Origin of the sequence: Cypionkella sp. TWP1-2-1b2, from assembly GCF_049896245.1 — a bacterium.
GTDB lineage: Bacteria > Pseudomonadota > Alphaproteobacteria > Rhodobacterales > Rhodobacteraceae > Cypionkella.
On sequence record NZ_JAFCTX010000052.1, the window covers coordinates 1 to 24,329 of the forward strand.

Below are 24,329 nucleotides of genomic sequence, written 5' to 3' on the forward strand. Positions count from 1 at the left end.
CTGCGACATTCTCGAAACCGGAAATGACTCCTGGCGCTTCAAACAGCGCAAGAAAATCAGCGCCCAAACTGATCAATATTGAACGCTGTTACCTGTTCAATATTCGACGCTGATTGACACGCCGGTGCCGTCCCGCGCCTAACGGCACCGGGCGGTGCGTCCGCCCATCCCCTTTGCAGCAAGAGGCCACCATGAAAACGATCCTTTACGCGCGCGTTTCCACAAAGGACCAAACCGCCGCCCACCAGTTGACCCAAGCCAAGGCGGCAGGGTTCAAAGTTGACGACGTCGTAACCGACGAAGGCGTGTCAGGCGTCACGACCAAGCTTGCAGAACGCCCACAGGGCCGCAGGCTGTTTGATATGCTACGGGCGGGCGATACCTTGCTTGTCCGCTGGGTTGACCGGCTGGGCCGCGACTATCGCGACGTAAGCGACAATATCCGGGAATTCATGCGCCGCGGCGTGGTGGTCAAGACCGTGATCAACGGCATGGTGTTTGACGGCGCGACCACGGACCCTATGCAGCAAGCCGTACGTGACGCCCTGATAGGCTTCATGGCCGCGCTAGCAGAGGCACAAGCAAACGCAATGGCGGAAGCCCGCGACGCCGGTATCGCCCACGCCAAGGCGATGGATAGAGAGGGCATGAAATACCGCGGGCGCAAACCGGCCTTCACGCGGGCGCAATTCGTGGAAGTGCAAAAGTTGCTCGGGTATGGCGAAAGCCCGTCTGTGATTGCCAAAATGACAGGGGTAAGCCGCCCGACGGTCTACCGCATCAAGGGCGATCCTTCTGGCTGTGCGAAGGCAATCCAAAAATGGGAACCGGTCGGGCATTGAAAGGGCCGCTATCAACCAAATAAGCCTAAATCCTCGGAGTGAAAGTAACGGTGGCGGACGTGATCGTGTCGCCGTCCTCATCAAAGCCCAGCGCCACGCCTGTAAGCTTGAAAGCCCGTTTGAGCCCGCCTTCGTGGTCGCGCTGTTTCGTCACAGAAAGTTGCCCCTCGGCTATTTCTATCTCGGTATCTGTCGCGGCGCGCAAAATCGTGTGCCCCCGCGCCCCGCGCGCAACGTCTTTGCCGGTGTGATGCACCACGGACGCTTCAGTTCGGCGGCAGCCGGTCAATATCAGGAATTGCACATAGCGATTATATGCCGACGGTACAGAAGCCGCTGCCCACAACGCGCCCAATTCGTCGTCAGATAGCGCCCGCCCGTGCTCGTCTTTCTTCAGCTTCTGGGCACGGGTCGGCTTTTCGTTCCTATGCTCCAGCAAAGGGTTTGCGCTGATCACCTTTTTGCTGTCGCGGCACCAGCTTAGGAACGCCCGGCATCTTGAACGAAAATCATCCGCCGTGCCGCGTTGCCCACCAGCAGCAATCTTGTCCACGATCTCGACAAGTGCTGCGCCCTCCAGCGTCTTCACGTCGCGGGCCAGGAACGGCTTCAGCCCGCGCCTGATCACGCTCACGACTGACTTGTAATTCATCCGCCCGCGCTCTTTTTGGTACGCTTCGTAAGCGTCCAGAAGTTCGCCTACGCTGGACTTGATCGCGCGCTTTTGTTCGGCTCGTTCGGCTGCTGGGTCTTCGCCGCGCGCCACGCGCCCAAGCACGTCGCGAGCCAGCCGCCGCGCATCGGTCGCGGTGGGGATAGTCTTGGGTGTGCCCAGCTTATACCGCTTTGCGGCCGCCGTGCGCCCCGCTCCTGCCGGTCGGTAGTAGACGATCCAAGTCTGCGTCGCAGCACGCAAACGCAGGCCAAAGCCGGTCACTTCGCTATCCCATAAAACCGCCTCTTTCCGGCCCTCGGGCAAGGTCGCTTTGGCGACGGCGGCGTCGGTCAATTTGGACTTCAGCAAGGGAAAACGCTCCTGTATGGGCAGCACCGGGGCAGCACGGCTTTGCATATTCTGCGGATACCATACCGAACCGAAAAATACAATATATTCGTTTTATATCAGTGTATTACACGCGGTATCACATACCGTAGAATACCCCCAAATACCCCGCAGCATGCCTTTGGTAAGGGTGAGGTCGAGAGTTCAATCCTCTCTCACAGCACCATCAATGCTCAGAAAATCAAATGGTTGCGGAACAGGCTGCAAGTCGCCAAGTTATCTAACGAGTGGCCCGCGCGCATTCTCGGAGGGCGACAGCCGCATTTTGCTGTGCAACAACCGAGCTATGGCCGATTGATCCATCCCAACTGAGTTTGATCCGCTGTCCGCAGAGACTGTCGGCGTGACGCTGGCTTTGGAATTGCTCGAACAACCGCGCCTGCCGATGCCGCCGCCCACCACCTTCGCCGTGACCGGGATCTATGCGCTTTGCTAGGGTGGCGACGATCCGGGCTACAGCAGCTTGGTCGCGCTGGACGGCGGTCGGTTCAACTATCCGATCTATCTCGGCAAGGCATCCAGCGAGAGCGCCAAGCAGGATTTCATCCCCAGCGGCCGCAAGGCATGCAAGCTACACGACAGGATTGCCGAACATTCCCGGTCCATACATTCCCGGTCCATCGCAGCCATCAACAATCTGTCGCTGGCAGATTTCCGGTGCCGTGCGCTGGTCTTCAACGACGCATATCCTGCTGCTGGGGCTCACAAATGCCCGTCCTCACAGGGCGCGGCAATGGGCGGCAAGCCCAGCCAACATTCTAAATGTCGCAGTCGCGTGCGCCCAGCAGAACCTGTATGTGATCGGTTGCGACGCGGCATGGGCGGGGGCAGGCAGCCGCCTGCAGGTCTTGCCGCAGCAGTTGACGCGCGCGTGACATATCTTTGAAGCGGCCCTCGCCATTAAGGCCATATTTGAAGTGACATGCGGCGCGACGGGCGACACCCACGGCTGCTTCAGGCCCAAGCGGCTTATGGCGACAGTCGGGCGGAGCAGACCTGCCATATCCGCAACCCACCAGATCGCGCGCCAGCATCGCCGCAAAACCCCGCATCCGCGCCAGTCATGACATCCGCGAGATGGGGGCAGTTAGCCGGATACGGAAATGCCCCTCGGCCTGGCCCCAGCCGCTCCGGCTAAGGCAACCACCGGTAGAACCGCATCGGCCAGGCAGGCCAGACTTCACCCAGCTTGCCGACGCCCTAGTTGTGATAGAGCCCCGCATACTGCGCGCGCAGCAGGTTCTTCTGCACTTTGCCCATGGTATTGCGCGGCAATTCCTGCACGAAGATCACCCGTTTGGGCTGTTTGAACCGCGCCAGACGGCCTTCAAGCGCCGCGACGATGGCGGCTTCAGTCAGGCTTGGCGCGCCCGTGAGCACCACAACCGCCGTCACGGCCTCGCCGAAATCCTTGTGCGCAAGGCCGATCACCGCGGATTCCAACACGCCGGGGATCTCGTCAATCTCGGCCTCGATCTCTTTCGGATAAACGTTGTAGCCGCCGGTGATGATCAGATCCTTGCCACGCCCGATGATATGAACGTAGCCGGTGTCGTCGATCCGCCCGAGATCGCCGGTGATGAAAAACCCGTTCGCGCGCAATTCGGCGGCGGTTTTTTCCGGCATCCGCCAATAGCCTTTGAACACATTGGCCCCGCGCACCTCGATCATGCCGATCTCACCCTGCGGCAGCGCCGCGCCAGTTTCCGGGTCGGTCACGATCACCTCGGTTCCCGGCAGCGGCAGCCCCACCGTGCCCGCCACCCGCGCGCCGTCATAGGGGTTTGAGGTGTTCATATTGGTCTCGGTCATACCATAGCGCTCAAGGATCGCATGACCGGTGCGCGCGTGCCATGCGCGGTGGGTTTCGGCAAGCAGCGGCGCCGAGCCGGAGACGAACAGCCGCATAGGGGCGGTGGCCTCTGCGGTCAACTTATCAGCCTCCAGCAGGCGGACGTAGAAAGTCGGAACCCCCATCAGCACCGTCGCCCGCGCCATCAGATCAAAGACGCGCGCGGGGTCGAACTTCGGCAGCAAGATCATCGACGCGCCCGAGAACAGCGTCACATTGGTGGCCACGAACAGCCCATGGGTATGGAAGATTGGCAGGGCGTGGATCAGCACATCGCGGGCGGTGTAGCGCCACGCCGCGCGCAGCGACAGCGCGTTGGACACCAGATTGCCATGCGTCAGCATCGCACCTTTCGAGCGCCCCGTGGTGCCCGAGGTATACAGCAACGCCGCCAGATCGTCCTTTTCGCGCAGTATTGTGTCGAACCCTGAAGGGGCTGAGGCTGCCGCGTCTGTCAAGCTGCCCTTGCCTTTGGTATCCAGCGTCACCACCCGCGCCCCAGCCTGTGCGGCGGCCTGTGTCAGATCAGCCGCACGTGCAGGGTCGCACACAAACAAACTGGGCTCTGCATCGCCAATGAAATACGCGATCTCCGCCGCCGTATAGCCGGTGTTCAGCGGCAAAAACACCGCGCCCGCGCGCAGGGTGGCAAGGTAAAGGATGATCGCCTCGACCGATTTTTCCACCTGCACCGCCACCCGGTCATCCGGCTTCACCCCCAAAGCCACCAGCGCATTGGCCATCCGACCCGTGCGAGAGACAAGGTCGCCGTAGCTGATCCGCGCGCCGTCCAGCGTCTCAATCGCGGTGGCCCCTTCATCGGAGATCGAACTGGCAAGAATATCGAACAGGTTGTCGTTCATGGAAAACTCCTGCAAAAGCCGGAAATCAAAGTTTATCTGCGTGCAGAACGGTTTTCATGCTGCCCAAGGTTTCGACAGAACTGCACTCGGCAAAGCCTTCGGGGTTGGTCTCACTCTGACCAAGATCATAGCGAGCGTGCATTCTCAACCCTTGCGATTGTTTCAACTCATTGGCGATGTATTGCCCAAAGAGTTCAGCAGTTCCAGTCGCGCGCTGTTGCGAAGATGCAATCGCGCCACCCGGTCAATCACATGCCTCGACGTATTGCGGGCGGGCAGCACATAGCTGGCAGCGGCGGTCAGAAGCCCCGACAAACCCCAACATCACGACTGCAAGCAGCGGCGAGGCCGGCCGAAACACATCCGTCATCGCCGTCTTGGCCAGCGTCCTGCCCATGGCCTGCCCATGACCGCAACATGGTGCATCGGCCGTGCTGCGCGCAGGCTAAGCCCCCATCGCGCCGTCTTGGCCAAGGCAACGGATTTTGTGCCTCCGAACACCCCGGTTTGAACCTGTTGCTGACATCACAACCATCGCCTTTCACTGCATCTGCCAAAGCCGATCCTAGCCTCAATCTCTATGAAAAACCTCACCTTGCGGCAAGTCACCGCCCATCCGCCACCGATCTTTACGCCGTCTTTACGCGAAAGCCGTGCCTTCGCCATATCCCCCTCACGCGCGGTTCTGGCAAAACGCACGGGTCAATCCCGGAGCACACCATGTCCGATCTCATCTACCTTTCCCTAACCTTTGCCGCTTTTGGCGGCTGTGCGGCGCTGATCCGCATCCTTGACCGTCTGTGAGGAAATCATGTTCGACCTGATCCTAGGCCTTGTCGTTGCGGCAGGGCTGTTTGTTTATCTCGGGGTGGCGCTGATCGCCCCCCATCGTTTCTAGGGGACAATCATGACCCTGATTTCATATGTTTTCTACTTCGCGGTGCTGACAGTCCTTGGCCTTGGCCTCGCTGTCTGGATGCAACGGGTATTTGAGGCCCGTATCCCGGCTTTGGCATGGGTGGACCGCATCGTATTGCGCGGCGCGGGCGTCGATCCTGACCGTCAGATGAACTGGACCGCTTACGCCATGGCGGTGCTGGCGTTTAACTTGGCGGGTTTTGTGGTGCTTTACGCGCTGCTGCGCCTGCAAGGCTATCTGCCGCTGAACCCCGATGGCATTGGCGCTATGTCGCCTGACCTTGCGTTCAATACCGCAGTCAGCTTCGTGACCAACACCAACTGGCAAGCCTATTCCGGCGAGGCGCAACTGTCTTACCTGTCGCAAATGGCTGGGCTTACGGTACAGAATTTCGTCTCTGCTGCCAGCGGTATGGCCGTGGGCGTCGCGGTGATCCGCGGCTTTGTTGGCCCTAAAGATGGCGGGCTTGGCAACTTCTGGGCCGATATGACCCGCGCGACTTTGTGGATTCTGCTGCCTTTGTCGATTGCGCTTGCGCTGTTTCTGGCCGCCCAAGGTGTGCCGCAAACTTTGCTGGGCGCGGTCAAGGCGACTGGGCTTGAGGGCGCGGAGCAGATCATCGCGCGCGGCCCTGCTGCGGCGCAGATTGCCATCAAGCAACTCGGCACCAATGGCGGTGGCTTTTTCGGCGTCAATTCGGCGCATCCGTTTGAGAATCCGACGATTGCCTCGAACATGGCGCAATGCCTGTCGATCCTGCTGATTCCGGTGGCGTTCTGCTTCCTGTTCGGTGCTATGGCACGCGACCGCCGCCAAGGCTGGGCGATCTTCGCCGCCATGGGCATCATGCTGCTGGCTGGTCTTGCGGTGATCCATTTCTACGAGGTTGCGGGCAACCCAAGCCTTGGATTTGGCGCGAATATGGAGGGCAAAGAGGCCCGCTTTGGCGCAATGCTGTCGTCGCTTTGGGCGGCTTCTACCACGGCGGCCTCGAACGGTTCGGTCAACGCGATGCACGACAGCTTTATGCCGCTGTCGGGTATGGTGATGATGGTATTCATGCAGATCGGCGAGGTGATTTTCGGCGGCGTCGGATCTGGCCTGTACGGCATGCTGCTTTACTGCATCATCGCGGTGTTTCTGGCCGGGCTGATGGTGGGGCGCACGCCGGAATACCTTGGCCGCAAGATTGAGGCCCGCGAAGTGACGCTGGCCGTGGTGGGCTTCCTGTCGATGCCGGTCGGTATTCTGGTGGTCGGCGCGTTTGCCTCGACCCTGCCCAGCGCCTTGGCCGCCATCCAAGACCCCGGCCCGCATGGCTTCAGCGAAGTGCTCTATGCCTATTCCAGCGCCACCGGCAACAACGGCTCGGCCTTCGGCGGCTGGGGGGCGTCATTGCCTTGGCACACCACCGCCATCGGTTTGGTGATGATCTTGGGGCGCTATGCGATGATCATCCCTGTGCTGGCGATTGCAGGCTCGCTGTCGCGCAAAACCAAAGCCGAGGCCACATCGGGCACTTTCCCCACCCATGGCCCGCTGTTCGTCACCCTGCTGATCCTGACCGTGCTGATCCTTGGCGCGCTCACCTTCTTTCCTGTGCTGGCACTGGGACCGATTGCGGAAGAAACCGCACGCGTCGCTGGTCAAAGCTTTTAAGGACCTGAAATCATGTCAAACTCTATCCCAACCGCAAGCCTGCGCGATCTGGCCCCAGCCGCCCTGCGCCAAACCTTCGTCAAGCTGGACCCGCGCGGCCTTGCCCGCAATCCGGTGATCTTCACCACGGCGGTGGTCGCCCTGATGACCACCATCCTCGCGCTGCGCGATATCAGCGGCGGCACGGTGGGCGGCTGGCCAGCGCTGCATATATCGGTCTGGCTGTGGCTGTGTGTGCTGTTCGCCAACTTTGCCGAAGCCTTAGCCGAAGGTCGCGGCAAAGCCCGCGCCGACACCCTGCGCGCCACCAAAACCATGGGCTATGTCAAACGGCTGGAGGGGCCACAAAGCGCCTTCGACGTGGCATTGCTGACCCCGATTGATGAGTTGCAAGCCGGCCAGTTCGTGCTGGTTGAGGCCGGCGATATCATCCCGACCGATGGCGAGGCGGTGCGCGGCGTGGCATCGGTCAACGAAAGTGCGATCACTGGCGAAAGCGCGCCGGTGATCCGCGAGGCGGGCGGGGATCGGTCGTCAGTGACCGGTGGCACCACGGTGGTTTCCGACTGGCTGGTGCTGCGCATCACCGCCGAGCCGGGCAAAAGCTTCATGGACCGCATGATTGCCTTGGTTGAGGGTGCCGAGCGGCAAAAGACCCCAAACGAGATCGCCTTGAACATCCTGCTGGCCGGGCTGACGCTGATCTTCCTGTTCGTCGTCGTCACGCTACCCGCCTTCGCCAGCTTTGCCGGGTTGAAGATTCCGGTTGTGGTGCTGGGCGCTCTGTTCGTCACCCTGATCCCCACCACCATCGGCGGCTTGCTGTCGGCCATCGGTATCGCGGGCATGGACCGTCTGGTGAAGTTCAACGTCATCGCCAAATCCGGCCGCGCGGTGGAAGCGGCAGGCGACGTGGACACGCTTTTGCTGGATAAAACCGGCACCATCACCTTCGGCAACCGCATGGCCGATGCGCTGATCCCCGCACCGGGTGTCGATATGGCGACCTTGGCTGAGGCGGCTTATCTTGCCTCGCTGGCCGATGAGACGCCCGAAGGCCGCTCGATTGTCGAGAAAGCCCGCGCGTTGCTGAGCCGTGATCTGGCCTTGCCGAATGGTGCTACTCCGGTGGCTTTCACCGCCCAAACCCGCCTCTCTGGTCTTGATCTGGCCGATGGCACCTCCTTCCGCAAAGGGGCCATCGACGCCGTGGTGCGCCTGACCACGCAAATCCCCGCCCCGGCCCTGGCGCAAGAAATCGACGCGATTGCGCGGTCGGGCGGCACGCCGCTGCTGGTGTCGAAAGGCTTCACCATCCTTGGCGCTGTGCATCTGAAAGACGTGGTGAAACCCGGCGTGCGCGAGCGTTTTGCTGAACTCCGCGCCATGGGCATCCGCACTGTGATGATCACGGGTGATAACCCGCTGACCGCCGCTGCGATTGCTGCCGAGGCCGGAGTCGATGATTTCCTCGCCGAAGCCACACCGGAAATGAAGCTTGACCTGATCAAGCGCGAACAATCCGGTGGCCGTCTGGTCGCGATGTGCGGCGACGGTTCCAACGACGCCCCGGCTTTGGCGCAGGCCGATGTCGGCGTCGCGATGAACGCAGGCACCCCGGCGGCAAAAGAGGCCGCCAACCTGATTGATCTGGACAGCGACCCAACCAAGCTGATCGAAATCGTCATGGTCGGCAAAGAGCTGCTGATCTCGCGCGGCTCGCTGACCACCTTCTCCATCGCCAATGATGTGGCGAAGTACTTCGCCATCCTTCCGGCGATGTTTGTCGGCGCTTACCCCGGCCTTGCTGTGCTGAACATCATGGGTCTGGCGTCGCCCAATTCGGCAATCCTGTCGGCGGTGATCTTTAACGCGTTGATCTTGATCGCCCTCATCCCACTGGCGCTGCGCGGCGTGAAATACACCCCGTCTTCTGCGGCGGTGTTGCTGCGCCGCAATCTGCTGATCTACGGTCTGGGCGGCCTGATCGTGCCCTTCATCGGCATCAAGGCGATTGACCTCGCCCTTGTCGCGCTCAATCTGGCATAGGAGGTTCCAATGCTTACTCATCTTCGTCCCGCAATCACCCTGACCCTCGGCTTTACCCTGCTGACCGGCCTTGCCTATCCCTTGGCGATCACCGGAGCCGCACAGGCCCTGTTCCCAACGCAAGCCAACGGCAGCTTTATCGAGAAAGATGGCGCGGTGATCGGCTCCGCCCTGATCGCGCAATCCTTCACCAACCCCGGCTATCTGCACCCGCGCCCCTCGGCCTCCAGCTATGGCGCGACCCCATCCGGCGCCTCCAACCTCGGCCCCACCAACGCCTCCTTGATCGCCAGTGTCGCCGAACGCCGCGCCGCCTATACCGCCGAGAATGGCACTGACGCCCCGATTGACGCGGTAACAACCTCCGCCTCCGGCCTTGACCCCGACATCAGCCCGGAAAACGCCGCCGACCAAGCCGCCCGCGTAGCCACCGCCCGCAAAGCTGATCCCGCCGCCGTGCAAGCGCTGATCGAAAAGCAAATCAAAGCCCCGCTATTCGGTCTCTACGGCGAGCCTGTGATCAACGTGCTGCAAACCAACCTCGCGCTGGATGCGGCCTTCCCCCTGGCGAAATGACGCGATCACCGCATCAGATCGGCCTCACTCCAGCCAAGGGCGGCCATATCCGCCGCCCTTGCCGCCGCATCATCGCCAACGATGAACTCGTCCAACTGCGGCGGGGCGAGAATGTCCGCAGCCGACACCCCAGCGCAGGCGTTCTGAAGACGGTGGTTGGCAAGGCGCTTCATTTACGCCAACTTGCGCCAGACACGGCGGGGATCAGAGGATGATGCAGCCAAAACCGTTCCTCTGCTGCCATCCGCAAAACAACGGCAGCTTCCCCAGCGCGGCTAGAGGCCAAAGCCATGGCTGACCCCGACACCCGCCCTTCACCCGCAGCCCTCTTGGACCGCGCCAACCGTGAAGGCCGCGGGCGGCTGAAGATTTTCATCGGTGCCGCTCCGGGCGTTGGCAAGACGTGGTCGATGCTGGACGACGGCCACCGCGAATGGGCCAAGGGCGTCGATGTGCTGGCCGCCGTGATCGAAACCCATGGCCGCGCGGAAACGCAGGCCAAACTCGCCGATCTGCCCCTGCTGCCGCGCAAACCCGTGCTCTATAAAAACCGCGCTTTGACCGAGATGGACCTCGACGCCCTTTTAGCCCGCCACCCCGCTTTGGCGCTGATAGACGAGCTGGCCCACACCAATGCCGAAGGTGGCCGCCATGAAAAACGCTGGCAGGATGTCGCCGAGGTTTTGGCCGCTGGCATCAATGTCTACACCACGCTGAATATCCAACACATCGAAACCCTGAACGAAACCGTCGCCCGCATCACCGGCGTGCGGGTACGCGAAACTGTGCCCGATCAGGTGCTGGAACTCGCCGATGAGATTGAACTGATCGACCTGCCGCCCGATGAACTTCTTGAACGCCTCAAAGCTGGCAAAATCTACCCGCAAGATCAGGCCGCCCGCGCCCTCACCTCGTTTTTCATCAAGGGCAACCTCACCGCCCTGCGCGAACTCGCGATGCGCACCGCCGCCGACCGGGTGGATGCACAACTGCGCGAGCATATGGCCGCCAATGCCATCGAAGGGCCGTGGCCGACGCAGGAACGCATCCTCGTCTGCCTGAACGACAGCCCCGCCGCCCGCGAAGCGATCCGGGTGGCGAAGCGATCAGCCGACCGCGCCCGCGCCGATTGGATCGCGGTGAATGTCACCTCGGCCCGACAGAATGACCTTGGCGAAGCCCAGCGCGACCGGATTTCCACCGCCCTGCGCCTTGCAGAACGCCTGGGCGCCGAGGTGGCGACGCTTGAGGCCGAGAACGACACCGCCAGCGCCATCCTGTCCTATGCCCGCGCCCGCAACGTCCGCCGCATTATCGTCGGCTACCCGCGCCGCCGCCCGTGGCTGACCCGCTGGCTGCAAGAAGATGTGGTGCAAAACCTGATGCGCGGCGCGGGCTCGTTTGAGATCACCGTCGCCTCGCAACCCGATGAACGCCTCGCGTCGCAACGCCCGCGCCTTACCCTCACACCGCCCTCGCTGCGCGCTATGGCCGAGGCTGTCGGCATCACCCTGCTTGCCAATCTTGCCGCCGCCTTGGCCGACCGGCTGTTTCCAGTCGCCTCGCTGTCGCTGATCTTCATGACCGCCGTGGTGATCGTGGCCTCCCGCCAAGGCAACCTGCCCGCCATCTTCGCCTCTGTCCTCGGATTTTTCTCCTACGACTTCTTCTTCGTCGATCCCCGGCTGACTTTCACCATCACCGACCGGGGCGAGGTACTGACGCTGTGCCTGTTCCTTGTGGCCTCTCTGATCACCGGCAACCTCGCCGCCCGCCTGCGCCAGCGCGTCCGCGTGCAAACCGAAATCGCCGACCGCACCAACAAACTTTACGATTTCAGCCGCAAAGTCGCCGCCGCCGCCCAGCGCGATGATCTGATCTGGGCCGTTGTCAGCCATGTCGCGGTCACCCTGCGCTGCGAAAGCATCCTGCTGATGCCGGGCGAAACCGAGGCACTAGAGGTGGTCGGCGGCTTCCCCCCCGAAGACCGCTTGGAAGTGCGCGACCAGACCGCCGCCCAATTTGCATGGGACAAAGGCAACCCCGCCGGACGCGGATCAGACACCCTGCCCACCGCGCGCTGGTATTTCATGCCCTTGAAAACCAATGAAAATCGCTTGGGCGTCCTCGGCATAGCCTTTGACGACGACGGCGCACTCACCCGCCTTGACCAACGCCTGATGGACGCGCTGAACGATCAGATCGTGCTGGCGCTGGAACGCCTGCGGCTGACCGAAGATCTTGCTTCGACCCGCCTCGCGACTGAGACCGACCGTCTGCGCACCGCTTTGCTCTCATCCGTCAGCCACGACCTGCGCACTCCGCTTGTGACCATTATCGGCGCAGCTGGCAGCCTGACGGACCCCGACGGCCTGCCCGAAGCGAGCCGCCGCGAGTTGGCCGAACTGATCCGCGAGGAAGGCGAGCGTCTCGACCGCTATGTGCAAAACCTGCTCGACATGACCCGGCTTGGCCACGGAGCGCTGCGCCCCCACCTCACCGCCGTCGATCTGGCCGAAGTCGTAGGCTCCGCTCGCCACCGCATGCGCGCCATCCTGCGCCAGCACCCGTTGACCACCGATCTGCCGCAACCCTTGCCGCAAGTCCAAGCCGACCCGGTTTTGCTGGAACAAGTGCTGTTCAACATCATCGACAACGCCGCCAAATACGCGCCCGAAGGCAGCGAAATCGCCATCTCTGCCAAAACCAACGGCAGCCTGCTGACCCTGACCATCGCTGACAGCGGCCCCGGCATCCCGCTAGAGGACCGCGACCGCATTTTCGAGATGTTTTTCCGGGTTGAAAGCGGCGACCGCCAACGCGCAGGCACTGGCTTGGGCCTCGCTATCTGCAAAGGACTGATCGAATCGATGGGTGGGTCGATCCGCGCCGAAGCCACATGGCCAAACGGCACTGGCACGCGTATCGTGATCACGCTGCAAATCCACACCCCAGCTTTAGTCTGAAGCCCCCGGAACCCATGACCCCTGCCCGCATCCTTGTCATCGACGACGAAGCCCCCATCCGCCGCTTCCTGCGCGTGGCGCTGGAATCCGATGGCCACAGCGTGCTAGAGGCGGCGACCGCCCGCGAAGGTCTGCGCGCCGCCGCCCGTGAAACCCCGGCGATGCTGATCCTCGACCTTGGCCTGCCCGACGCCGATGGCCTTTCCGTGCTGCGCGATCTGCGCGGTTGGAGCACGATGCCGGTGCTGATCCTGTCGGTGCGCGCCGATGAGGCGGGCAAGGTTGCAGCCTTGGATGCGGGGGCGCAGGATTACGTTGTCAAACCCTTCAGCGTCAAAGAACTGCTGGCCCGTGTCCGCAGCCTGCTGCGCGACCGCAGCCCCAACGACTCCGCGCCCGCCGTGATCGACGCAGGCGATCTGCGCATCGACGCAGCCCTGCACCAAGTCAGCCAAAGCGGCAGCATCCTGCACCTGACCAAACGCGAGTTTGACATGCTCTGGATGCTCGCCTCCAACGCTGGGCGGCTGGTGACGCAAACCATGATCCTCAGCACGCTCTGGGGCCCCGCCCATGCCGAAGACAGCCAATACCTGCGGGTGTTCATCCGCCAGCTGCGCGCCAAACTCGGCGACGACGCCGCCAACCCGCGCTATATCATGACCGAATCCGGCGTCGGCTATCGCTTCATCGCCAGCAACGAACCCGCTGGCAGCTGAACCGCAGCAAGCGCGCGCACAATCCGTTGCCCATCGTCAGAACCCATCAACCCCGGTTGGCAATCCATCAGCCGTTGATCTACCCTGTCCGTATCGGCTGCCCCGTGCTGCGCCACAGCAGGGCCGCAAAACACATAGGGAAGCACACACATGGCTGATAGAATCCGCTGGGGAATTCTGGCAACCGGCTGGATCGCCGAACTGTTCGTCAAAGACCTGCAGCTGACTGGTCATAAAGTCACCGCCGTGGGCTCGCGCACCGCCGCCAGCGCGCAGCGCTTCGCCGATGAATTCAACATCCCCAAAGCCCATGCCAGCTACGACGCCCTCGCAGCTGATCCGAATGTCGATATCATCTACATCGCCACCCCGCACCCGCAGCACCATGCCGCAGCCATTCTGGCGCTGAACGCGGGCAAACACATTTTGGTCGAAAAAGCCTTCACCCTCAATGCCATTGAGGCGCAAGAAATCACCACCCTCGCCCGCGCCAAGGGCCTGCTGGTGCTGGAAGCAATGTGGACGCGCTTTCTGCCCCATATGCAGCGCATCCGCGACATCATCGTCGCAGGCAGCATCGGTGAGGTGCGCTCGATCACCGCCGATCACCGCCAGAAACTCTCCGATGACCCGAAACACCGCCTGAACGACCTTGCCCTCGGCGGCGGCGCACTGCTCGATCTCGGCATTTACCCGATCTCGTTCACCTGGGACATCCTGGGCAAACCCGACAGTATGCAGGCCAGTGCGAGCTTCCGCGAAACCGGGGCCGATGCGCAAGTGGCGACGATCTTCCACTATGCTTCGGGGGCCATCGCCACCACTTTGTCCTCCTCCGACAGCGCCGGCCCCAACCGCGCCTGCATCGTAGGCAGGAAAGGCCGCATCGAGATTGACCGCGTCTGGTACGAGCCCACCAGCTTCCGCGTCTATAACAACGACAACGTTGTGATCGAGACCTTCAACGAACCCCGCATCGGTCGCGGCATGCAATATCAAGCCGAGGAAGCCGAAGCGCTGATCGCCGCGGGCAAGACCGAAAGCGCCATCCTGTCGCCAAGCGAAACCGTGCAGATCATGCAAACGCTGGACCAAATCCGCGCCCAGATCGGCCTGAAATACCCCAGCGAGGCCTGATCTGCGCGGTCCAGAACAAGAAAGGCGGTGACATCCCAGATGCCACCGCCCATTCTTCGGGGAAAAAACTGCTTTCGTTGCAAAAGTTCCAACAAACGGCTTTGAATATAACCTGCGATAACCCGCGACTCAGCGCCACCGCATACCCTGTTTGCGGTAGGCGCGCGAATAAAGTGACCCTGGGGGACGCTGGTTTTGCGATGTCACCCCTTCCGCCAATTCCCAGCACAAGGATTTGCTCTTTTTAAAATACTCCCGTGCGGAGCACTCCGCCCTTCCAACCCGCACACCCCCATAACCATGTGCCGCCATCGGTGGCATCGAACCACCTCCTCCGGCTGCTGCCGCTACAAGGTGCAGACCGCCCGCCCCTCCTATCCCCGGCAGCGCCGTTCAAAGGGGCTCGATGCCCCTGCGGACGGCCCAACCTTCTCAGCACATCCCGCCGCACCGACGACCCACACACAAACAAGAAAGGCGGCGGCACCCCAGATGCCACCGCCCTTTCTTCGGGGAAAAAATTTTTCGTCTTAAAGGTTCCAGCTACGTGCTTTTAAACATGAACTCTGATAGCGCAGGCCCCACCGCGCCCGCATACCCAAATTGCGGTAGGGAGGCAGAGATTCTCATCGCCTTGGCAAAAATCTTTCCAGCACGTCGAACACCTGCGGCCATTCCTTGAAGAACAACAACTGCCCCGTGTTCGGCATGAAGCGAATGTCCAGATGGGTGTATTCCGCCATCAACTCGCGGATGGTTTGCACCGGGGTCTGCGGGTCCTGATCGCCCTGCAACAGCACCACCGGGGCCTGCACCCGCTTGACCAGATGCGACCAGTCCTTTTCCGATCCGATACATTCCCGCGTGAACGCCTCCGAGGCCAGAACCCGCTCACCCAGACACACCTCAGATCCCGCCAGCATCGCCTCGCGGATCTCCGGGTCGGCAAAGGCTTCCATATCCGCCGGAGACCCCCCATTCACCTGCGCGAAGAACTTCTCTTTGCCCAACCGCCGTGCCAGCGAAAACCCCGCCTTGACCAGAAACGGCAGGATTTTCGGCGCATAGCGGGCATTGGCGAGGATAAAGCGCTGCCACTTGTCCATCCGTTCATATTGCGCCGGCGTGCGCAGCGGCAACTGACAGGCGCAGCCCAAAATCCCCGTCACCAGCTCGGGGCGCTCCAAACTCAAACTCATCGCAAACCGCAAATCCGCGCCCAAAGCGATCACCGCCGCGCGCTTCACCCCCAGATGTTCCAGCACGGCGATGTAATCCGCCGTTACCCCCTCCAGATGGCCGACAGTTTTGGCGTGCAACTCGGTCCGGCCATAGCCCGCCCGCACCGGCACGATCACCCGCATCCCGCGCCGCCTAGCTGCACGTTCGGCACTGGCAGGCCAGCGGATCAGCCCGAAATCCAGATGCATGAACACGCAAGGCGCGCCTGACGGCTGGCCAAACTCGATCCACTCCAGCCGCCGCCCATCGGGCGCGCGCATCTGCTGAAATGACAAAGCTTCCAGCGTTCCGGCCTTGGCCACCGCGACCGCGCCCTCGGACGGCAGCACCGCCACATCCATCAACCCCAGCACCACCCGTACCAGCTCTGACTGGCTGTGCGTCTCGGTCTTTGACAAGATCGAGCGCACCTGCGTCCGCACTGTCTCGGCAGACCGTCCCCGCGCCTCGGCAATGTCCTTCACCGGCAGCCCCAGCGTGATCCCCCGCACGATCTCGACTTCCGCGGCCGTCAGCCCAAACGCCTCTTTTACCGTCTCCTCAAATCCCTCGGGCCAGACCAGTTCGGTGGACATCACCAAGGCCAAAGACTTCGGGCCGGGGCTTTCCACCGGCCCCACCCGCACGATCACCGGACTGCCGGTCTTCATCGACCGCATCCTGAGCGTGATCACCTTTTCGGCCTTGCCCGCCGCAACCTTGGCAATCACCCCGCGCAACAGTTCAATATCTTCCACCTCAAACGGCAGATCGCTTAACCGTGCGCCTTCCCCCAGCCCAAACGCCACCGCCGCAGGCCGGTTATGCCCTGCCAGCACCGGCCCGCCATCGCTCAGGAACGCCGCCGAGCGTGGAATATCCTCCAGCACCGAGCGGTAAGCTCCATCGTCGCGCGTCGCCTCAAACCGATCGAGGAAAACCGAGGCCCGCGCCATATGCGCCTCAATCTCGGGGTCATCCAGCTGCACCGGGTCATGCCCCGGCCCGCTGCGCAACGGCGCGATCCGGCCCTCCCAGACATCGAGCAGATCCTCCAGCCGGATCGGATCAAGCGCAACCTCATAGAGCCGATCAACAATCTCGGCTCTATCCTCGCGCGATGGCGTCTGCGCGGCGTCAGCTGGGGACTTCGGCTCGGACATGCCCTGTGGTGGCGCAAGCTTGCCTTTACGGCAAGCAAAATCCTGTCGCCGCAGCGCAGCAAACACCGGGAATCTTCCGATTTGCGCAGAGTCCCCCGCCGCCCCTTTCCGCCGCCGCGATCTTTGCCTAAGAATACCGCCAAATCGCCGCCACAGGAGCCCGCCATGATCACCCTCTACGGAGTTTACCGCTCCCGCGCCTCGCGCCCGTTGTGGCTGCTGGCCGAGTTGGGCCTGCCGTTTACGCATATCCCGGTGATCCAAGGCTATCGGCTGGCGGACCCCAAAGCCGCCGATGCGCCGCTGAACACCACCTCCGCCAGCTACCTGACGGTGAACCCGCAAGGCCAAATCCCCGCCTACACCGAAGACGGCCCCACTCCGAGCGAAAACCTCGTGCTGACCGAAAGCCTTGCCATCACCCTGCATATCGCGCGCTGCCATGGCGGAGCCTTGGGACCGCAAACCAACGCCGAAGCCGCCATGATGGAGCAATGGTCGCTGTTCGCCGCCACCTCGATAGAAACCCCGGCGCTACAGATCCTCTACATCATCGGCGATGGCGGCGACAAAACCGCCGAGGGCCAAGCCAGCATCGCGGTCAATGCCGAGAAACTCCGCCGCCCGCTTGCCCGCCTGGCTGCGCATCTGGCGAGCCATGACTGGCTGGTCGGCGACCGCTTCACCGCCGCCGACATCAACACAGCCGAGGTCGTCCGCTACGCGCAAAGCCACCCCAGCCTGCTCGGCGAATTCCCAAGCGTGAAAACATGGCTAGAGCGCTGCCAATCCCGCCCCGCTTTTCAGACCATGTGGGCCGCCCGCTCGGCAGAACCCGCGTAACCCGCCGCTCGACGCTTCCTGCGGGCGCTTCTCGCTTGCCGCGCAGAGCGCCCGAAGGAAGCGATAAGCCCAAAGTGCAGGTGCGAAAATATGACCATCACCCACCAGGATGACCTTGACGGCCTCAAAGCCATCGGTCGCATCGTCGCCAACACCATGCACGCCATGGCGAAAGCGATGCAACCGGGCATGACCATGCGTGAACTTGACGACATCGGACGCGCGCTGCTCGATCAAGCCGGAGCCACCTCCGCCCCCGAAGCCAGCTATGACTTCCCCGGCGCCACCTGCATCAGCGTCAATGAGGAAATCGCCCACGGCATCCCCGGCCCCCGCATCCTCGCGACAGGAGATCTGGTGAACATCGACGTCTCGGCCAGTAAAAACGGCTACTACGCCGATACCGGTGCGACCTTCCGCCTCGGCCCCGTCACCCCCGCATTGGATCAACTGTGCCGCGACGGCAAACGCGCCATGCAGATCGGCATCGCCGAAGTCAGCGCCAACAAGCCATTGGCAAACATCGGCAACGCCATCGGCCGCTTCGCCCGCACCCGCGGCTACACATTGATCCGCAACCTTGCCAGCCACGGCGTTGGCCGCGCCCTGCACGAATACCCCGAAGAAATCGCCACCTGGCCCAACCGCGACACCCGCCGCATCCACCGCGGCCTTGTGCTGACTGTCGAGCCGTTCCTGTCGCGCGGAGCCCACACCGCCAACCAAGCCCGCGACGGCTGGACGCTTCACGCCGAACCAACCGCCCCCGTCGTACAATACGAACACACCATCGTCGCCACCGATCGTGGAGCGATTATCGTGACGCTACCGGGCTGATGCGTAGAGTGGGTGAAACCCACCGCTCCGCACATCCCCCCTCTCCCCAAGCACACCACGGGGCAGCGCCCGTCCGCCGGGTGGGGCTGCAACAGAAGTTCTAAGCGCTTTATGCCTCAACCTACTCCCCAGAATTTCTGCGCGAGACACTGCAAAAGCGCCCGCCCGAGGGGGCGGACGGGCGCTGCCCGGCGGCGCTAGCGCCTTGATTCCGGGCGTTCGGTTTCGAAATCGAACATAACAAAGATAGAAAAAGACTTTCTGCGCATGCTACCAAGGTTACAAAACGGAGAACTGCCGCATGAGCATCGGAATAGATACGACATTTGATGTCTACTCAGACGCACGGGGGCGTGACCCGGATAGTCACAGCCCAACACTTCGCCGTTATCACAAGATACTTTGGAGCAAACCTTTGCCGGACGGCACGTGCTTTGATCTCTCAAATGAGCGCCCCGGAGATTACTTGCATCATAAATCCCAACGCGGAGAATTCATCTTATCCAGCGACTCGCTTGGGCACACATATAGATATGTTAAAGCCATGGCCGGGATCATCACCCAAGTTCCTGACAGAGATTTGGATAAATTCTTTTCAATTTGCAGCACACCGGGTGCTTACATTGTCTTCCCTGCGCGTAAGATTGAGGGAAAAACCACAATCAACGCAGCACGCGGCCTGAATAGTAAAATTAGAGATCGTTTTGACCTGACACTAGAGTGCATAAGGCTTCACTATCTAAACGAAGAAAGCCCACTCAGTCTTGTTTTGCTGCGCTACGCTGATTTCTTTGTACTATTCAATGATTTTCAGGGATATGTCGACTTTTTCCTGTTGCAGGATCTGATTTCAGAAGACGGAGCTTCAATCCATTTTTTCCTGCCCTTCAAAGGTTTTGACCACCCGCCCCTACCTTCTGATGTCGATGCTTATCTGGCATATCGTGACAATATGATTGCCTTTGTCACAGCGCGCAATCGACGCATCACCAAACAAGAATGACCAGTGTAGGGCGGGTGAAACCAACCACCCCCCAATCCTTAAAAACCCCTTACCACCCCTCCCCAACCCCTTGACTCCAAACCCATCTCCCCCCTGTCCACGCGTGGACACACCCCAATCAAACTGTCGGATCATCCACATAATTCCGCCAGTTATGCGCCTCCTTGAACCCCAAAACCTCCCGCACCTTCCGATTGGAAAGCAAACTCTCCTGCGCCCCAACCGGGCGGCTTAATGGCACCTTCGGAAAGAACCGCGCCAGCAATTCCTGATTGCTCTGGCACACTGAGTTGGTGTCATTGCAGGCGTTGAACACCTGAAACCCCAGGCCATCCTTCTGCAAAGCCAGATCGACAATCTGCCCCAGATCCCGCGCATCCATGTAACTGAAGGTAATCCGCCGCCGCTGCCCTGGCTCTGCAAAGAACCCCGGAAACCGCGTGCGATATTCTTGCGGCTCAATCACATTCCCAATCCGCAAAGCATAAATATCATTGCCAAACCGCCGCTGAAAACTCCGCGCCGTCGCCTCATTGACCTTCTTTGACATGCCGTAGCTGTCCATCGGATCAATATCGTAGTCCTCCTCCAGCGGCAAAACTTTTGGGTCCACAATTCCATTCGAAAAACAAATTCCATAGGTCGTCTCTGACGAGGCAATAATCACCTTCGGCACGCCCACCTTACAAGCCGCCTCCAGCACATTATAAGTGCCCATCACATTGACCCGGTAGGTCTCATTCTCCGCCTGCAACATCAGCGCGGGCACCGCCGCAAAATGTACTACCGCATCAAACCGCGGAGCCGCCCCCGCATCCAACTCAGCCCCATCCATATGCGCGCTCATCGCATTGAACATCTGCCCCGAGTCACAAATATCCGCCTGCAAATCCGCCACCCCCGGATGCCGCAGCGCCACCCGGTCCACGTTCAAAGCCTTATGCCCCGCCGCCGCCAGATATGCGACCACATGCCGCCCCGCCTTGCCCGACCCGCCCGTAAACAGCACCCGCATCGCAGTCTCCTTGCATTTTGTACATTTTAGTGTATATTTCATCGCACATCACAGGAGCCCGCCATGACCCGCCTCGCCACACCCCAGATCTGCACCATGACCGAACTGCGCGAGCCGCAAAAGGTCTTCGACCGCGCCGGCGGCCAACCCGTAGCCATCCTAAAAAACTCGGCCCTCGTGGGCTATCTGGTGCCAGCCGAGGCTGTCGGCAAGGTTGATCACACCCCGATCACGCGCGAGGAGTTGTTGGCACATCTGGCCGCCACCCGCGACGCCGTTCAGCCCGTGCTCGACTATCTGAAAGACAAATGACGTTCCGCCTGCTCACCCCCGAACTGGTCGAAGCCATCCATGATGCCGTGCTCAACCCCGGCGAATTGCAGGGCCGTGCGCTGAACAAATCTCTGGAAGGCGCATTGGCACGCGTCGACAATCGCCTCGCCTACGGAATGATCGACGATGCCTTCGATCTGGCTGCGGCCTATACCATCGCCATCGCGCAAGGCCATTGCTTCAACGATGCCAACAAACGCACCGCTTTCCGCGCGATGAACGCGGCCCTTGCCTTCAACGGCATCCAGATCCCTTGGACCGCCCTCGAAATCGGCCCGGTCATCATCCGCGCCGCCCAAGGCCTGCTGGATGAAGGCGAACTCGGCCATTGGCTGCGCACCCACCTCTAAGTTGGCCTGCAAAACCCCCACATCTTGCGCCCCCTCCCCCGCATCTGATCTAAGGACTGCAACAAGCCGCATAACAAGAATCGAGCACGCATGGCCCCCGACCTCCTCTCTGGTTCGCCCGACACTTACGACGCCTCGTCCATCGAGGTGCTGGAGCCGCTAGAGGCCGTCCGCCTCCGCCCCGGCATGTATATCGGCGGCATTGATGAGCGCGCCTACCACCACCTTGCCGCCGAAATCATCGACAATTCGATGGACGAAGCCGTCGCAGGCCACGCCAACCGCATCGAGGTCGAACTCCACGCCGATGGCTCCCTCACCGTGCGCGACAATGGCCGTGGCATCCCGGTCGATCCGCACCCGAAATTCCCCGACAAATCCGCGCTCGAAGTCATCCTCTGCACCCTGCATTCGGGGGGCAAATTCAACGGCAAAGCCTATGAAACCTCAGGCGGCCTGCACGGCGTCGGCTCCTCGGTGGTCAACGCGCTGTCGGACCACCTCTACGTCGAGGTCGCCCGCAACAAAGAACTTTACGCCCAAAGCTTCTCCCGCGGCACCCCCCTCGGCCCGATCGCCAAAATCGGTGCCGCCCCCAACCGCCGCGGCACCGCCTTCACCTTCCACCCCGATCCGCAAATCTTCGGCTCGCATCACTTCCGCCCCTCCCGTTTGCTCAGAATGGTCCGCTCCAAAGCCTACCTGTTTTCCGGCGTTGAGATCCGCTGGAAATCCGCCATCCCCGACGGCGACACGCCGATGGAAGCCACTTTCCACTTCCCCGGCGGCCTTGCGGATTACCTGTCAGATACGCTAGAGAAAACAACCACCTACGCCGACCGCCCCTTCGCGGGCAAAGTCAGCTTCCAGGAAAAATTCCAAGTCCCCGGCTCGGTCGAATGGGCGATCAACTGGAGCCCGGTGCGCGACGGCTTCCTGCAATCTTATTGCAATACCGTCCCCACCCCTGAAGGCGGCACCCATGAATTCGGCTTCTGGAGCGCCATCTTAAAAGGCATCCGCGCCTACGGCGAGCTTACCAAAAACCGCAAAGCCGAAATGATCACCCGCGACGATATGCTCGCCGGAGGCTGCGCGTTAATATCCGTTTTCATCCGCGAGCCGCAATTCGTCGGCCAAACCAAAGACCGCCTGGCCACCGAAGAAGCCACCCGCTACGTTGAATTGGCCGTGCGCGATCACTTTGACAACTGGCTGGTGTCGGATTCCAAATCCGCAGGCGCGATCATGGATTTCCTGATCCTGCGCGCCGAAGAACGCCTGAAACGCAAGCAAGAGAAAGAAACCCAGCGCAAGACTGCCACCAAAAAGCTGCGCCTGCCGGGTAAACTCACCGATTGCTCCAGCAAAACCCGCGACAATACCGAATTGTTTATTGTCGAAGGCGACTCGGCAGGCGGCTCCGCCAAAGGCGCGCGCGATCGTGAAACCCAAGCCATCATGCCGCTAAAGGGTAAAATCCTCAACGTGCTGGGGGCGGCTTCCGGCAAACTCAACGACAACTCCGAAATCCGCGATATATGTGAGGCGCTTGGCGTGCAAATGGGCAGCCGCTTCAAAGTCGATGACCTGCGCTACGATAAAATCGTCATCATGACCGACGCCGACGTTGACGGCGCGCACATCGCCAGCTTGCTGATGACCTTCTTCTTCACCCAAATGCGCCCGCTGATCGACAAAGGCCACCTGTACCTTGCCTGCCCGCCGCTCTACCGCCTGACCCAAGGCGCGCGGCGTCTCTATGTCGCCGACGATACCGAGAAAGAGCTTTGGCTGGCCAAGGGCTTGGGCGGAAAAGGTAAAATCGACGTGCAACGCTTCAAGGGCTTGGGTGAGATGGACGCCAAAGACCTGAAAGACACGACCATGAACCCCGCCACCCGCAAACTGATCCGCGTCACGATTGACGAGGATGCGCCGGGGGAGACCGGCGATTTGGTGGAGCGTCTGATGGGCAAGAAACCGGAGTTGCGGTTCCAGTATATTCAGGAAAACGCACGGTTTGTGGAGGAGTTGGATGTTTGACGATGAGAGTTTTGCATGAGGATATTGTGGATGAAAGCTAAGTTAGAGATTGAAATGCGGCTTCGATTTTTAAATTAATGGATTCGATCATTTTTTTGTTAAAATCATATCCCAAGAATGCATTGGTGTGCTCATTGGCTTCCTTCTTGCCCACATCTAATAACATTGAAAATAGTCGATATAAGCTAGCCACACCCTTAGCCCGTAAACTTATTTTTCCCAATTCTTCAATTGTGTATACAAGAATTTTTTTACGATCGTGGAGCATTGGCAGAACATGCTTTCTTCCGTCATCAATTTCAACCACATGATCCAAAAAATGACGAGCCGATAACCACAGTATTGCATCTGGCAGTTCTTCAGAGTCACCCCATAGCCCGTGCGCGAAATCATTCCGCAGATCAAAAGTTGATTTTGCACTTTTATCAATCCGTCGCAGAAGTTCTAGTAACTCATCAGTCAGGCAAGATAAGGCAGCCGCCTGAAGTAACGCTTTCTGTGTCGACGCAGTTTGTATACTTAAATACATTGATAGACCAATATGAGATTCGGTTCCAAGCATCGCAGAAAGAATTAGACCCCGCGCATTTTCTGCCAGCGATATACTGGCAATCGTTTCCATAATAAGTAGAGCTTCAGCAGGGCGCTTGCTGAGCGATTCCGAACCGTGACTGAAATTACAATTAAGCTTAACTCTGGATAATGGATTTGGCACTAGCTTCTTCCTTGTGTTTACAAACTTAATTTGCCTTGTTAAGGCTTATCCCTTTTAGTCCGGTCGGCCTACATGTTGACGCGGCGCAGAACCTCGCGTCTGCGGCTTTAGAGGCGACCCGGATCAGTTTTGATCGCTATGCTGAGTTATGGGTGGCG

At 60.7% G+C, this 24,329-nt stretch carries 22 protein-coding genes and 1 pseudogene; 15 read left to right on the plus strand and 8 right to left on the minus strand.

All coding sequences use genetic code 11. The annotated features are described in order from the left end of the window. The first annotated feature begins 191 nt into the window (after positions 1-191). Complete coding sequence (locus ACP7AP_RS21775; RefSeq protein ID WP_426037645.1) at positions 192-842, plus strand: recombinase family protein; 651 nt, start codon at positions 192-194, stop codon at positions 840-842. Between the two features lie 25 nt (positions 843-867). Here ACP7AP_RS21775 and ACP7AP_RS21780 read toward each other — a convergent pair whose 3' ends face one another. Continuing rightward, positions 868-1,866, minus strand: coding sequence for an integrase arm-type DNA-binding domain-containing protein (locus ACP7AP_RS21780; RefSeq protein ID WP_426037647.1), 999 nt, complete (start codon positions 1,864-1,866; stop codon positions 868-870). 490 nt (positions 1,867-2,356) lie between these two features. Here ACP7AP_RS21780 and ACP7AP_RS21785 point away from each other — a divergent pair. Continuing rightward, a pseudogene (locus ACP7AP_RS21785) lies at positions 2,357-2,791 on the plus strand (Eco29kI family restriction endonuclease); the annotation flags it as partial. A gap of 314 nt (positions 2,792-3,105) precedes the next feature. Here the strand turns inward: ACP7AP_RS21785 and ACP7AP_RS21790 are convergent. The 3 genes from ACP7AP_RS21790 to ACP7AP_RS21800 all read right to left on the minus strand — a co-directional run bounded on the left by ACP7AP_RS21790 (position 3,106) and on the right by ACP7AP_RS21800 (position 5,017). Further along, complete coding sequence (locus tag ACP7AP_RS21790) at positions 3,106-4,620, minus strand: malonate--CoA ligase (RefSeq protein ID WP_426037649.1); 1,515 nt, start codon at positions 4,618-4,620, stop codon at positions 3,106-3,108. Positions 4,621-4,782: 162 nt separating this feature from the next. Continuing rightward, entirely contained in the window at positions 4,783-4,902 is a 120-nt protein-coding gene (locus tag ACP7AP_RS21795; RefSeq protein ID WP_426037683.1) for a malonyl-CoA decarboxylase domain-containing protein, read from the minus strand. Next, a complete protein-coding gene (locus tag ACP7AP_RS21800; RefSeq protein WP_426037687.1) occupies positions 4,865-5,017 on the minus strand; it encodes a hypothetical protein in 153 nt (50 codons plus the stop codon). Before ACP7AP_RS21800 ends, ACP7AP_RS21795 begins: the two co-directional genes overlap by 38 nt. 414 nt (positions 5,018-5,431) lie before the next feature. On the opposite strand from ACP7AP_RS21800, the gene kdpF reads away from it, so the two are divergent. From kdpF to kdpC, 4 genes are read left to right on the plus strand one after another with little or no spacing between them, the layout of a single operon-like run. Further along, positions 5,432-5,518 carry a K(+)-transporting ATPase subunit F gene (gene kdpF / locus ACP7AP_RS21805; protein ID WP_426037685.1) on the plus strand — a complete coding sequence of 29 codons (87 nt, stop codon included), beginning with the start codon at positions 5,432-5,434 and terminating at the stop codon, positions 5,516-5,518. A 9-nt stretch (positions 5,519-5,527) separates the two neighbouring features. Then, the gene (gene kdpA / locus ACP7AP_RS21810) at positions 5,528-7,198 is read left to right on the plus strand and encodes a potassium-transporting ATPase subunit KdpA (protein ID WP_426037651.1); all 1,671 of its coding nucleotides are present in this window, start codon (positions 5,528-5,530) and stop codon (positions 7,196-7,198) included. A 12-nt stretch (positions 7,199-7,210) separates the two neighbouring features. Next, positions 7,211-9,247: a potassium-transporting ATPase subunit KdpB gene (gene kdpB, locus ACP7AP_RS21815; protein ID WP_426037653.1), complete on the plus strand. Its 2,037-nt coding sequence runs from the start codon at positions 7,211-7,213 to the stop codon at positions 9,245-9,247. A gap of 9 nt (positions 9,248-9,256) precedes the next feature. Beyond that, complete coding sequence (kdpC, locus tag ACP7AP_RS21820) at positions 9,257-9,823, plus strand: potassium-transporting ATPase subunit KdpC (RefSeq protein ID WP_426037655.1); 567 nt, start codon at positions 9,257-9,259, stop codon at positions 9,821-9,823. A 5-nt stretch (positions 9,824-9,828) separates the two neighbouring features. Here the strand turns inward: kdpC and ACP7AP_RS21825 are convergent, their stop codons facing one another. Further along, positions 9,829-9,996 carry a hypothetical protein gene (locus tag ACP7AP_RS21825; protein ID WP_426037657.1) on the minus strand — a complete coding sequence of 56 codons (168 nt, stop codon included), beginning with the start codon at positions 9,994-9,996 and terminating at the stop codon, positions 9,829-9,831. A 117-nt stretch (positions 9,997-10,113) separates the two neighbouring features. Between ACP7AP_RS21825 and ACP7AP_RS21830 the strand changes: the two genes are divergently transcribed. The 3 genes from ACP7AP_RS21830 (at position 10,114) to ACP7AP_RS21840 (ending at position 14,645) form a co-directional block, all read left to right on the plus strand. After that, on the plus strand, positions 10,114-12,789 hold the full coding sequence (locus ACP7AP_RS21830) for an ATP-binding protein (protein ID WP_426037659.1): 2,676 nt from the start codon (positions 10,114-10,116) through the stop codon (positions 12,787-12,789). Positions 12,790-12,803: 14 nt separating this feature from the next. Beyond that, a complete protein-coding gene (locus ACP7AP_RS21835; RefSeq protein WP_426037661.1) occupies positions 12,804-13,508 on the plus strand; it encodes a response regulator in 705 nt (234 codons plus the stop codon). A 150-nt stretch (positions 13,509-13,658) separates the two neighbouring features. Continuing rightward, a complete protein-coding gene (locus ACP7AP_RS21840; RefSeq protein WP_426037663.1) occupies positions 13,659-14,645 on the plus strand; it encodes a Gfo/Idh/MocA family protein in 987 nt (328 codons plus the stop codon). A 626-nt stretch (positions 14,646-15,271) separates the two neighbouring features. Here ACP7AP_RS21840 and ACP7AP_RS21845 read toward each other — a convergent pair. Further along, entirely contained in the window at positions 15,272-17,095 is a 1,824-nt protein-coding gene (locus tag ACP7AP_RS21845; protein ID WP_426037665.1) for a LuxR C-terminal-related transcriptional regulator, read from the minus strand. A gap of 99 nt (positions 17,096-17,194) precedes the next feature. On the opposite strand from ACP7AP_RS21845, the gene ACP7AP_RS21850 reads away from it, so the two are divergent. The 3 genes from ACP7AP_RS21850 to ACP7AP_RS21860 all read left to right on the plus strand — a co-directional run bounded on the left by ACP7AP_RS21850 (position 17,195) and on the right by ACP7AP_RS21860 (position 19,712). After that, on the plus strand, positions 17,195-17,872 hold the full coding sequence (locus ACP7AP_RS21850) for a glutathione S-transferase family protein (protein WP_426037667.1): 678 nt from the start codon (positions 17,195-17,197) through the stop codon (positions 17,870-17,872). A gap of 90 nt (positions 17,873-17,962) precedes the next feature. Next, positions 17,963-18,709, plus strand: a complete 747-nt coding sequence (gene map / locus ACP7AP_RS21855) for a type I methionyl aminopeptidase (protein WP_426037669.1) — start codon at positions 17,963-17,965, stop codon at positions 18,707-18,709. Between the two features lie 301 nt (positions 18,710-19,010). Beyond that, positions 19,011-19,712 (plus strand): DUF6994 family protein, encoded by a 702-nt coding sequence (locus tag ACP7AP_RS21860; protein ID WP_426037671.1) that lies wholly within the window; start codon positions 19,011-19,013, stop codon positions 19,710-19,712. 118 nt (positions 19,713-19,830) lie between these two features. Here ACP7AP_RS21860 and ACP7AP_RS21865 read toward each other — a convergent pair whose 3' ends face one another. Beyond that, a complete protein-coding gene (locus tag ACP7AP_RS21865) occupies positions 19,831-20,727 on the minus strand; it encodes an NAD-dependent epimerase/dehydratase family protein (RefSeq protein ID WP_426037673.1) in 897 nt (298 codons plus the stop codon). A gap of 63 nt (positions 20,728-20,790) precedes the next feature. On the opposite strand from ACP7AP_RS21865, the gene ACP7AP_RS21870 reads away from it, so the two are divergent. The 3 genes from ACP7AP_RS21870 to parE all read left to right on the plus strand — a co-directional run bounded on the left by ACP7AP_RS21870 (position 20,791) and on the right by parE (position 23,456). Beyond that, entirely contained in the window at positions 20,791-21,039 is a 249-nt protein-coding gene (locus ACP7AP_RS21870) for a hypothetical protein (RefSeq protein ID WP_426037675.1), read from the plus strand. Continuing rightward, positions 21,036-21,410, plus strand: a complete 375-nt coding sequence (locus ACP7AP_RS21875) for a type II toxin-antitoxin system death-on-curing family toxin (RefSeq protein ID WP_426037677.1) — start codon at positions 21,036-21,038, stop codon at positions 21,408-21,410. The genes ACP7AP_RS21870 and ACP7AP_RS21875 overlap by 4 nt, the downstream gene beginning before the upstream one ends. A gap of 90 nt (positions 21,411-21,500) precedes the next feature. After that, positions 21,501-23,456 carry a DNA topoisomerase IV subunit B gene (parE, locus tag ACP7AP_RS21880; RefSeq protein ID WP_426037679.1) on the plus strand — a complete coding sequence of 652 codons (1,956 nt, stop codon included), beginning with the start codon at positions 21,501-21,503 and terminating at the stop codon, positions 23,454-23,456. Between the two features lie 37 nt (positions 23,457-23,493). Here the strand turns inward: parE and ACP7AP_RS21885 are convergent, their stop codons facing one another. Then, on the minus strand, positions 23,494-24,171 hold the full coding sequence (locus tag ACP7AP_RS21885; protein WP_426037681.1) for a hypothetical protein: 678 nt from the start codon (positions 24,169-24,171) through the stop codon (positions 23,494-23,496). Positions 24,172-24,329: the final 158 nt, after the last annotated feature.